This is a genomic window from Nocardia sp. NPDC058497 (assembly GCF_042720195.1).
In the GTDB taxonomy this organism is placed as follows: domain Bacteria; phylum Actinomycetota; class Actinomycetes; order Mycobacteriales; family Mycobacteriaceae; genus Nocardia.
In genome coordinates this window covers 1-10,848 of record NZ_JBHXMY010000092.1, presented here as the reverse complement: position 1 = coordinate 10,848, position 10,848 = coordinate 1, and the positions used below count along the sequence as shown (strand labels likewise).

11 protein-coding genes are annotated in these 10,848 nt (G+C 68.6%); 7 read left to right on the top strand and 4 right to left on the bottom strand.

Translation table 11 applies throughout. The annotated features are described in order from the left end of the window. Both ACFWPJ_RS09450 and ACFWPJ_RS09445 read left to right on the top strand, forming a co-directional pair. A partial coding sequence (locus ACFWPJ_RS09450; RefSeq protein WP_378849159.1) for a molybdopterin-dependent oxidoreductase occupies positions 1–1,326 on the top strand: 1,326 nt, incomplete at its 5' end. A 52-nt stretch (positions 1,327–1,378) separates the two neighbouring features. Further along, positions 1,379–2,005 (top strand): Uma2 family endonuclease, encoded by a 627-nt coding sequence (locus ACFWPJ_RS09445; protein WP_378849158.1) that lies wholly within the window; start codon positions 1,379–1,381, stop codon positions 2,003–2,005. A gap of 95 nt (positions 2,006–2,100) precedes the next feature. On the opposite strand, the gene ACFWPJ_RS09440 is transcribed toward ACFWPJ_RS09445, so the two are convergent. Next, positions 2,101–3,573 carry a DHA2 family efflux MFS transporter permease subunit gene (locus ACFWPJ_RS09440; RefSeq protein ID WP_378849157.1) on the bottom strand — a complete coding sequence of 491 codons (1,473 nt, stop codon included), beginning with the start codon at positions 3,571–3,573 and terminating at the stop codon, positions 2,101–2,103. A gap of 36 nt (positions 3,574–3,609) precedes the next feature. Then, positions 3,610–4,275, bottom strand: a complete 666-nt coding sequence (locus tag ACFWPJ_RS09435) for a PadR family transcriptional regulator (RefSeq protein WP_378849156.1) — start codon at positions 4,273–4,275, stop codon at positions 3,610–3,612. 261 nt (positions 4,276–4,536) lie between these two features. Here ACFWPJ_RS09435 and ACFWPJ_RS09430 point away from each other — a divergent pair, with 261 nt between their 5' ends. Next, positions 4,537–5,784, top strand: coding sequence for an ATP-binding protein (locus ACFWPJ_RS09430; RefSeq protein WP_378849155.1), 1,248 nt, complete (start codon positions 4,537–4,539; stop codon positions 5,782–5,784). 98 nt (positions 5,785–5,882) lie between these two features. Here the strand turns inward: ACFWPJ_RS09430 and ACFWPJ_RS09425 are convergent, their stop codons facing one another. Then, entirely contained in the window at positions 5,883–6,743 is an 861-nt protein-coding gene (locus ACFWPJ_RS09425; RefSeq protein ID WP_378849154.1) for a glycine betaine ABC transporter substrate-binding protein, read from the bottom strand. A 261-nt stretch (positions 6,744–7,004) separates the two neighbouring features. Here ACFWPJ_RS09425 and ACFWPJ_RS09420 point away from each other — a divergent pair, with 261 nt between their 5' ends. Genes ACFWPJ_RS09420 through ACFWPJ_RS09405 form a run of 4 tightly spaced genes read left to right on the top strand, consistent with a single transcriptional unit; the run spans position 7,005 to position 10,414 of the window. Beyond that, positions 7,005–7,889: an ABC transporter substrate-binding protein gene (locus ACFWPJ_RS09420; protein ID WP_378849163.1), complete on the top strand. Its 885-nt coding sequence runs from the start codon at positions 7,005–7,007 to the stop codon at positions 7,887–7,889. Positions 7,890–7,911: 22 nt separating this feature from the next. After that, positions 7,912–9,069 carry an ABC transporter ATP-binding protein gene (locus tag ACFWPJ_RS09415; RefSeq protein ID WP_378849153.1) on the top strand — a complete coding sequence of 386 codons (1,158 nt, stop codon included), beginning with the start codon at positions 7,912–7,914 and terminating at the stop codon, positions 9,067–9,069. Next, on the top strand, positions 9,057–9,710 hold the full coding sequence (locus ACFWPJ_RS09410; protein WP_378849152.1) for an ABC transporter permease: 654 nt from the start codon (positions 9,057–9,059) through the stop codon (positions 9,708–9,710). The genes ACFWPJ_RS09415 and ACFWPJ_RS09410 overlap by 13 nt, the downstream gene beginning before the upstream one ends. After that, entirely contained in the window at positions 9,707–10,414 is a 708-nt protein-coding gene (locus ACFWPJ_RS09405; protein ID WP_378849151.1) for an ABC transporter permease, read from the top strand. Before ACFWPJ_RS09410 ends, ACFWPJ_RS09405 begins: the two co-directional genes overlap by 4 nt. Positions 10,415–10,489: 75 nt before the next feature. Here the strand turns inward: ACFWPJ_RS09405 and ACFWPJ_RS09400 are convergent, their stop codons facing one another. Next, complete coding sequence (locus tag ACFWPJ_RS09400; protein ID WP_378849150.1) at positions 10,490–10,699, bottom strand: YlcI/YnfO family protein; 210 nt, start codon at positions 10,697–10,699, stop codon at positions 10,490–10,492. Positions 10,700–10,848: the final 149 nt, after the last annotated feature.

Below are 10,848 nucleotides of genomic sequence, written 5' to 3'. Positions count from 1 at the left end.
GTGTGGGGGGGGGGGGGGGGGGGGGTCGGGGGGGCGGGGGGGGCGAGCGCGCGTGACCGCCGCCCGCTCGGGTCGATCACCTTCGGCGTCTTCGGGATGTTCGCCGCCGTCGTCGGGGCGGGCAGGGCCGGTGGATTCAGCGGGGCGCTACCCGCGCTGATCGGCACTGCCGCAGGGATTCTCGCGTTGCGGGGGCTGACCCGGCGGATCGACACCGACCGGACCGATGCCGGTCAGGGCGAAGGCGCCCCGGCGAGCACGGGGCGGCGACGAGTGCTCGGCGGGATCGCTGCCACCGGTGTGTTCGCGATCGGCGCCGGGCTGGCGGGACGGTTGCTCGGCGGGGCGCGCACCGATGTGTCGGCCGAGCGGTCGACCGTCGATCTACCGGCCCCCGCCACCCCGCCGCCCGCTCTGCCGCCGGACGCCGATCTGCGGGTTCCCGGTCTGACTCCGTATCTCACCTCGAACAGCGAGTTCTACCGGATCGACACCGCGCTGATCGTTCCCCAGGTCTCCACAGACTCGTGGTCGCTGCGCATCCACGGCATGGTCGACCACGAAATCACCCTCACCTGGGACGATCTCGCGCGCCGCACGCCGGTCGAACGGCTGGTGACGCTGGCCTGCGTCTCCAACCCGATCAACGGCGACCTGATCGGCAACGCCCGCTGGCTCGGCTACCGGCTCGACGAACTGCTCGCCGAAGCGCGCCCGCTGCCCGACGCCGACATGGTGCTCTCGACCAGCACAGACGGCTGGACCGCGGGCACACCGCTCGCGGCCCTCACCGACGGCCGCGACGCGCTGCTGGCGATCGGCATGAACGGCGAACCGCTCCCACTCCAGCACGGCTACCCGGCGCGACTGGTGGTGCCCGGCCTCTACGGCTACGTCTCGGCCACCAAATGGGTCACCGAACTCGAGGTCACCCGCTTCGACAAGGCCACCGCCTACTGGACCCGCCGCGGCTGGTCGGCGCATGGCCCGATCAAAACCGGCACCCGCATCGACACCCCACGCGGCCGCGGCCGAATCCCCCAGGGCCGCACCACGATCGCCGGCGTCGCGTGGGCCCAGCACCGCGGCGTCACCTCCGTCGAGGTCCAGATCGACAACGGCGACTGGCAGCCGGCCCGCCTGTCCACCGAGGTCTCCATCGACACCTGGCGCCAATGGGTCTACGACTGGGACGCCACCCCCGGCCAGCACACCCTCCGCGCCCGCACCACCGACACCACCGGCGTACCCCAGACAGCGGTCCAACAGGACGTCATCCCGGACGGCGCCACCGGCTACCCCACCCTCACCATCCAGGTCAGTTGAGTGTCGCGACCGCATAAGATCGACCTGTCGGTGCCAATGCGGAGGAGCACACATGTCGGCCATCTTTGAGTGGGCACGATCGGAGAACGTGCAGCCGGAGCCGGTCACCGTGGAAATCTGGCGTGAGCTCCCAGAAGACTTCTGCCGCCAGTTCGAAGTAGTGAACGGTGACCTCGTCAGAGCGGAGTCCCCGACCCGGCCCCACCAGAAGGCCGGTCGCCGCCTGGCGAACCTCATCGAGGCGGCGGCGGAAACGCACATGTCCCGCCACCAGGACGGTTGTTTGGACGTCGACACGGATTTCGACGTCGTGCTGTGGGAGCTGCCTTCCGCGACGATCCGCCGACCCGATGTCGCGTTGTTCGACTGCGCACCGCCCGGGCTTCGCCCGCTTCCCGCGACGCTGATACACCTGATGGTCGAGATTGTTTCCCCTGGTAGCGAGAAGGTCGACATCGCACAGAAGAAGGCCGAGTACGCGCTAGCCGGAATTCCCTGGTACTGGATTGTGTGGATCGGCGACAACCGGATCGATTCGATCGAGGTCCTCGTCCTGGATCACGCACTACGGCAATACCGCCCCCACGCCGTGCTCGAACCCGGTGGGGACGCGGTGGTCGACCTCCCGGTGCGGATCAAGCTCGATTGGGACTCGCTGGGATCATCCCTGGCACGCTGACGGGGAGCCGTCAGCGGCCGGAACCCGTTGCGCGGCTGCGGCCGGTGATCGGCTACCCGTCGCGGCGGAACACGACAGGTAGCCGGTGCTCGGTGTCAGGCCGAGTCGGCCGACGCCAGTTCGCGAGACCGGGCGGCGCCCGATTTGCCGTGGCCGACGAACAGGGCCGAGGCGATGACGCCGATGAGCAGGATGGCGGCGGGGAGCAGCATCGACTGGGCCAGTGAGGTGCTGAACTCGTCGAGGATCTGGGGTGGGAGCGGGCCGGTGGCCGAGCCCTCGCCGACCGGGGCGCCACCGCCGAGGCCGTTCGCGGTCAGGCGGGCTGCGATCAACGCGCTGATCGCGGCGCTGCCGAGCACCGAGCCCACCTGGCGGGTGGTGTTGTAGACACCGGCGCCCGCACCGGCCTGGGCGACCGGCAGGTTGTGCGTGGCCGTCGAGGCCAGCGGCGCCCAGATGCACGCGTTGGCCAGGCCCGCGACGGCGGCGGCGATCAGGAACAGGATGATCGGCGAATCCGGTGTCATCAACGCGGCGAAGGAGAACACCGAGCCGGCGAACAGCGTGAAACCGATGGTCGGCACCAGGCGCGGCGGCAGCCGGTCCGAGAACTTGCCGATGAACGGCGCGGTGACACCGGTGACGATCGCCATCGGCGCGAAGACCAGCGCCGACATGGTCGGCGACATCTCTCGCACCGCCTGCAGATAGAAGTACGAGGGCACCATCATCGAGGTGACCGCGGCGCCCATCGCGGCGATCGCCGTGTTCGACAGCGAGAAGTTGCGGTCGCGGAACAGGCTCATCGGCACCAGCGGCTCGCCGCGGTTCCTGGCCTGGTTGACCACGAACGCCACCAGCATGAGCGCGCCGAACCCGATCAGCAGCCAGATCCGCAGCGACCAGTCGTCCGCATTACCTTCCTGGATACCGAACACCAGCGCCGACATGCCGATACCGCTGAGCGCGACGCCGACGAAGTCGAACTTGTGATCGTTGGTCGGCAGCGCGGGCACCAGCCACATGGCCAGGCCGAACGCGATGACGCCGACCGGCACGTTGACGAAGAAGATCCACTGCCAGCCGAGGGTGTCGACCAGCACGCCACCCAGGATCGGGCCGAGAAGCGTCGCGAGGCCGGCGACGCCGCCCCATAGCCCCATCGCGGCGCCGCGCTTGTCCGGCGGGAAGGTGCGGGTGATGACGGCCATCGTCTGTGGCGTCATCAGCGCGGCGCCGATGCCCTGGGCCGCCCTGGCGGCGATCAGCATGCCGATGCTGCCGGACAGACCGCACCACAGCGAAGCGCCGGTGAAGACCGCCAGGCCGATCAGATAGATGTTCTTGGGTCCGTACTTGTCGCCGAGGCGGCCGGTGACCAGCAGCGGCACCGCGTAGGTGAGCAGGTAGGCGCTGGTCACCCAGATGACGTTGGAGATGTCGCTGTTCAGGTCCTTCATGATCGCCGGGTTGGCGACCGCGACGATCGTCATATCGAGCAGGATCATGAAGAACCCGACCACCAGCGCGAACAGCGCCAGCCATGGATTGCGTTGGGTGGTCATCGAATTCGTTCCTATCGGGAGTGATGAGCTCGGCGGTCAGCGGCGGGCGGTGGGGGCCGCCCACCTGGGTCGTGGTGGGGCATCGGGGTGGTCCCCGGTCGGCCATTCGTGGGCGGTGTCGAGGGTGAGCCGCCGGCCGGTGACCGGGTCGTACTGCTCCCACTCGAGGGCGCCGCTGTCGAGTTCGGCGGCGAACTGCTGGATCCAGTCGAGATCGGCCCGGACCGTCGCCCGCATGTACTCCAGGACCAGCCAGTACCGGCGCGGCACCTCGTTGCTCCGGGTCCACTCGATCATCGCCTCGATATCGGTCAGCTCCTGGCTCACCTGTTCGGCGCGCTCACCGAGCAACGCGACGACTTGTTCCCGCGGCAGGGTGTGCGCCTCGGCCAGCGCGATCCGGAAGATCGGATACTCCTGCACCGGCGTGCGCAGCAGATCGGCGATCCGCCCACGCAACGCCTCGCGACCGGCATCGGCGATCCGGTAGGTGGTGCGCTCAGGCCGATTGCCCTCCCGGTCGGTCCCCTCGGCCCACACCATGTCGTCCACCGCCAAGCGCGCCACCGCGTGATACAGCGACCCCGGCCGTACCTTGACCAGCAGGTCCTCCCGGCGGGCGATCAACAGTTGATACATCTCATACGGATGCATGGGCCGCTCGTCGAGTAACGCGAGAACAGCGATAGCCAACGGTGTCATCGTGTTCCGTCCTGACTGCCCCACAGGCCCCACCTCCACGCCCCGCACAGGTTCATGATCCACACCAAATATTCCAAACGGAATATACCGATCGGAACAGGCGCCGGCAAGGGTGCGTAACTCGGTAAGATCCCCGACGCCTCGTAGATCACGCCACGCACTGCGCCGACCTTCCTTCATCTCGGCAGATTGACGCCGCACCTGTCGGCAGATTGACGGGAGGACCATCGGCAGATTGACATCTCAGCTAGCATTCGACCCATGCATCAGGCCGCCGATCTCCTACCCCGAAAAGCATCTGCACTGGTAGAAGAGGCGCTGGCGGACACTCGCATCATCATCATCAACGGTGCACGGCAAACCGGCAAGAGCACCCTCGCCGAGCAATGCCTGCGCGGGAACCCGGCCGTGACCAAGCGCTACCTGGACGATGTACGGACTCGCACCTCGGCGGCCGCAGATCCAGCAGGGTTCCTCGATGCCCCTGGCACGATGATGATCGACGAAGTACAGCGCGTTCCCGATCTGTGGCTGTCGATCAAACACGCTGTCGACCGCGACCCACGGCCCGGCCATTTCCTGTTGACCGGCTCGGCCCGGCTACTCGGCCTGAGCAAGCTCGGCGATTCGCTGCCCGGACGATCGGAGACGATCGAACTCTTCCCGCTCTCGCAGGGGGAAATCGACAGCACGCCAGATGGTTTCATCGACGCTGTGTTCGCGGCGGGCAGCGAGTTCCGGACCGGCCCGTCGGACTTGCGACGCAAGGACTACTTGATGCTGGCGGCCAGGGGCGGATACCCCGAAGCCATCCGACGCACCGCACCGCGCCGACGTGCCCAGTTCTTCAGCTCGTACCTGGACGACATCATGAGCCGTGATGTGCATCAGGTTGCCGACATCCGGCGCAGTTCCGACATGCGCCGCCTCGTCGCCACCTTGGCAGCCCAAAGCGGCAGGCTGCTCAATTACAGCCGCTTGTCCGCCGACCTGGGGATGCCGGTCAGCACGGTCCGGGAGTATGTCGACATCCTGGAACTCATCTACCTCATCCGCCTGATTCCCGCTTGGTCGGCCAACGCGACAACACGCGCCATCTCAACGCCGAAACTGACCTTTACCGATTCGGGCCTCGCCGCCCATCTACTCACCGGCATCACCAACGACGCCGCGACCGGCAGCATCATGGAAACCTTCGTGCTGGGCGAACTCACCCGACAACTCACCTGGAGTACAACCATGGCCCGGCTGCACCATTACCGCGACCGGGACGGCTACGAAGTCGATGCGATCCTCGAGGACAACGCGGGCCGCGTCGTCGCGATCGAGGTCAAGGCCGCCGAGACCATCCGAACCAACGACTTCCGGGGCTTGCGGATCCTGCAGCGCCGCCTCGGCGACCGCTTCCACGCCGGCTTCGTCGTCTACTGCGGCGACCAGCAACTCCCTTTCGGCGACGGCCTGTCCGGCGTCCCGATCAGTGCCCTCTGGACCGCTGGGCCACAATGACCGCGTCGCGCCGTCTAGTGCAACTAGCGTCGACACGCGTGTTCTGCGTCGCCGAGGTCTAGAGCCCACGGTGTAGCCCGGCCTGCGACGGCTGAGGTCTAGAGACCGTGGGCGTCGAGCCAGGTGCGGGCGGCGGCGGCAGGGTCGGTGCCTGCGTCGACCTGGTGGACTAGGTCGAGTAGGCCTTCGGTGGTGAGTTCACCCGCGACGTAGTTGAGCTTCTTCAGCTGGGTGCGGTCGAAGATGCCGGAGCGGTAGACGGCAAGCAGGTTCTGGGCGCGCAGCGCGTATTTCGGATCGTCGAGGACAACGAGCCCCGCCGAATCGGCGTCGGCCGGTGGTCCGTTGACGATCCCCACCTGGATCTCCCCGTCCTGCAGCGCTTTTCGCAGCGCCTGCGGGTCGGGGTAGCGCGTGGTCGTGGCGAAGGTGCAGCCGGAGATCATGCCTGGTGACGGTGCATCGCCGGCGAGTCCGGGGAGTTCGGCGTAACCGGCGGTCAGTTCGGCACAGCGCGGGACGAGCGCGGCCACCGTACGCACACCGTCGCGGCTCGCGAACTCCTCGGTGACCAGCAGCCGGGAGCGCAGGTCGGTTCCGTCGGCGGCGTCGGTGACCGACAGACCCTGTGGGAGCGAGGCATTGACGGCGGCCACCACGTCCTCGGGTGTGCGCGCCCGCGCGGACGGGTTCCAGCGGTCGAGTAGTCCACCGTTGCGGGCGGGGAGCACCGCGATCCGGCCCGCGTCCAGGTCGGCCGTCGGGGACGTCGAGCCGCGGACGACAGTGGTGTCGGTGCCGGTTCGGGCCAGCGCCTGCGAATAGATCTCCGCGAGCACAACTGATTCGGCCGAGGAATCCGCGCCCACCGCGACCACCGTCCGCGCCTGCTCGCCCGCGCAGGAAACAGCGGCGAAAGACCAGGTAGTGACCAGTAGCGCAGCGACTGTCCGGCGCACCGCACCCGCCACCATCCCGCGACACCAACTTCCTGTATTTGCGGCCAACCCACGCAATTCGGCGCGACGCGGGCAGTATTACCAACCAGAATGTACCTGCGGCACCCCGGCCGCACGCACAGCGCACTGCCCGCCTTTGCCGGAAGGACACCAGTGAAAACCGCCTTCGCCTCCTCGTCGCGTGGACAACGTCGCCCGGCCCGCCGCCTCGCGGCACGGGCGGGCCGGGTGCTGGCAGCCGCTGTCGCGCTGGCCGCCGCCATGATCGTCTCCGCGTGCGGCAACTCCGATCCGCTGGCCGCCAAGGGTGATTGCGCCAGTGACGCGCTGATCATCGGCTCGGCCAATTTCCCCGAGTCCGAGACCGTGGCCAACATCTACACCGAGGTCCTGCGGATCAACGGCTTCAAGGTCGACACGAAGTTCAACATCGGCAGTCGCGAGGCCTATATCCCCGCGTTACGCCAGTGCGCGATCTCGCTGATCCCGGAGTACACCGGAAACCTGCTGCAGTACCTGGACTCCGACGCCACCGCCACTGCGGAGGCGGAGGTGAACGCGGCACTGACCGCCGCCCTCGGCAGCGACCTCGCCATCGCGACGCCCGCACCCGGCCAGGATTCCGACGCGGTGGTCGTCACCCGCGCGACCGCGGACCGGTGGAACCTGCGCAGCATCGCCGATCTGGCCCCGCATTCGGCCGAGGTGAAATTCGGCGCGCCCGCGGAATTCGCGCAGCGCCCCGGCGGGCTGCCCGGTCTGGAGGAGAGCTACGGCCTCGAGATCGGCGACGCCGATTTCGTGCCGATCGCCGACGGCGGCGGGCCCGCGACGGTGCGCGCGCTGGTCGAGGGCCAGGTCACCGCGGCCGATATCTTCACCACCTCCCCCGCGATCGCGCAGAACGACCTCGTCGTCCTCGACGACCCGAAGCACAATTTCGCGGCCCAGAATGTGGTGCCGCTGTTCAATGCCGCGAAGAAGACCGACAAAGCGGTGGCGGTGCTCGACGCGGTGTCGGCCAAACTCACCACCACCGAGCTGATCTCGCTGAACACGGCCGTCTCGGGCGACAGCAAGATCGAGCCGAAGGCCGCCGCACTCGCCTGGATCACCGCGCAGGGCCTCAACGTCCCCATCGCCTAGTCCCTGCTCGCTAGGAGAATCCTTGTCCGACATCGAATTCCGCGATATCGAGAAGACCTACCCGGACGGCACCCAGGCGGTTCGCGCGCTGAATCTGCGGATCGAATCGGGCTCGTTCACCGTGTTCGTCGGCCCGTCCGGCTGCGGCAAGACCACCTCGATGCGGATGATCAACCGGATGGTGAATCCCAGCGCGGGCACCGTCACGATCGACGGACGTGACATCGCGACGGTCGACCCGGTGCGGCTGCGCCTCGGCATCGGCTATGTGATCCAGAGCGGCGGGCTGCTGCCCAACCGCAAGGTGATCGACAATGTGGCCACGGTGCCGATGCTGCTCGGTGCCTCCCGCAAGTCCGCGCGCGCCGCGGCGCTGGAGGTGCTCGACCGGGTGGGCCTCGATCGTGGTCTGGCCGACCGGTATCCGGCGCAGCTCTCGGGTGGTCAGCAGCAGCGCGTGGGGGTAGCGCGGGCGCTGGCCGCCGACCCGCCGGTGCTGCTGATGGACGAGCCGTTCAGTGCCGTGGACCCGGTGGTGCGGGCGGAGTTGCAGTCCGAGATGCAGCGGCTGCAGGCCGAACTGCACAAGACGATCGTGTTCGTGACCCACGATATCGACGAGGCGATCACCCTCGGCGACACGATCGCGGTGTTCGGGCGCGGTGGGGTGTTGCAGCAGTTCGACGCGCCGGAGCGGGTCCTGGCCCAGCCCGCCACCGATTTCGTCGCGGGGTTCGTCGGCCGGGATCGCGGCTACCGGGCGCTGTCGTTCCGGACCGCCGATGACGTCGCGCTGGCGCCGATCCGGACCGTCGAGGCAGGCGAGGTCGCCGGATTGCGGCTGGAACAGGGCGAATGGGCGCTGGTGGTCGACGCCGACGGCAAGCCGGGCGGCTGGGTGGATGTCACCGGAGTGGAGGCGGTCCGCGCCGGAAAGTCCCTGGCGGCGAGCGTGTCCGCGGGTGGCTCGCTGTTCACGCCGGACGGTGACCTGCGGCAGGCGCTGGACGCGGCGATCTCCTCGCCGTCGGGCATCGGGGTCGCCGTCGACGGCGCGGGCGCCGTGCGCGGGGGCTTGCTGGCCGTCGACGTGCTCACCCAGCTCGCCGAGCAGCGCGGCATCGAGGACGCGCGGCGGAACCGGGAGTTCTTCGACCAGGACGTCCCGTGCGATACCTGATCGACAACTTCGCCGAGATCATGGCGATCACCCGCACGCACTTGGTGCTCGCGCTGGTGCCGCTGCTGCTCGGCCTGGTGATCGCGATCCCGTTCGGCGCGGTGATCCGCGGCCGCGGCTGGGCCAGGAAGATCACCACGACGGTGTCGAGCCTGGCCTACACCATTCCCTCGCTGGCGCTGTTCGTGATCATCCCGCCGCTGGCCGGCATCTCGGCGATCGATCCGCTGAATGTCATCATCGCGCTCACCGTGTATTCGACGGCGCTGCTGCTGATCGCGGTGCCGACCGCGCTGGATACCGTGCCCGCCAGCGTGGTCGACGCGGCCGACGCGATCGGATTCGGCAGGTTGCGCCGTACGCTCACCGTCGATATGCCACTGGCGCTGCCGGTGTTCGTCTCGACGCTGCGCGTCGTGGTGGTCACCAATATCGCGATGGTGTCGGTGGGCGCGCTGATCGGCGTCGGCGGGCTGGGCAAGCTGTTCACCCAGGGCTATCAGCGCGACTATCCGGACCAGATCGTCGCTGGCATCATCGTCACGCTGGCGCTGGCGCTGATCTTCGACCGGCTGGTGTTCCTGCTCGGCCGGATCGCCACCCCCTGGACCCGCGCAGGCCGGGAAGAGGTGCGCTCGTGAATCTGTTCATCGACGCCTGGCACTACCTGAGCGACGGCGCGAACTGGGGCGGGCCCGCCGGGATCGAACACCGGCTGCTGCAACACCTCTGGTACAGCTTCCTGGCCGTCGCGTTGTCGGCGGTGATCGCGGTGCCGCTGGGTCTGGTCATCGGGCACACCCGGCGCGGCAGCGCGCTGCTGGTCGGTTTCGCCAACGCCATGCGCGCGCTGCCGACGCTGGGGCTGCTCACCTTCCTGGTGTTGCTGCTCGGGCTCGGACTGATCCCGCCGCTGCTGGCCCTGATCACCGTCGGCGTTCCGCCGCTGCTGGCGGGCGCCTACGCGGGCATCGCCAATGTGCAGGCCGATGTGGTCGATGCCTCGCGCGCGATGGGGATGACCGAGCGGCAGATCCTGTTCCGGGTCGAGATCCCGAACGCGCTGCCGGTGATGCTGGGCGGGCTACGCAGCGCCACGCTGCAAGTGGTCGCCACCGCGACCATCGCCGCCTACGTCAACCTCGGCGGGCTCGGCCGCTACATCTTCGACGGCATCGGCCTCTACCGCTACGACCTGGTGCTGGTCGGCGCGCTGCTGGTGGCGGTGCTCGCGCTGGTGCTGGACGCGATTCTGGCGGCGGCGGTCTGGGTCAGCGCGCCGGGCAGTGGACGACTCGCGCGAGGGACGGTCGTCGGCACCGACGTGGCACTTGTCACGGAGTAGTTCGGGCCGATCAGCGCGGGTCCGCCGACGCCACGTATCTGTGAGGCCGTTGCCTGCGTGCTGCTCGAGCGGTGATCAGTCGTCGCCGAGCAGTGCGCGCAAGTGCGGATCGGCCGCCAGTACCTGCTGCATCCGGGCGCGCTCCTGTACCCGCTGGGCCCGCGACTGGATCCACTCCTGAACTGCCGTCACGACGGCCGCGTTCATCGACAGGCCATCGGAATCGGCGGCGTCGGCGAGCTGGGCGTGCACCTCGTCGGGAAGCTGCACGGTGATCGTGGTCATCACTCGATGATCCCAGACAACGCGGAAGCGGGCCCGGACCGGGGCCGGGGGGCGGGCCGCGGGGGGGAAAAGGGCAGAAAGCCAACCCCCACCCCCGGGGGGCCCGCCCCCCCCCCCCCCCACCCCCCGCCCCCCCCCCCGGGACCCCC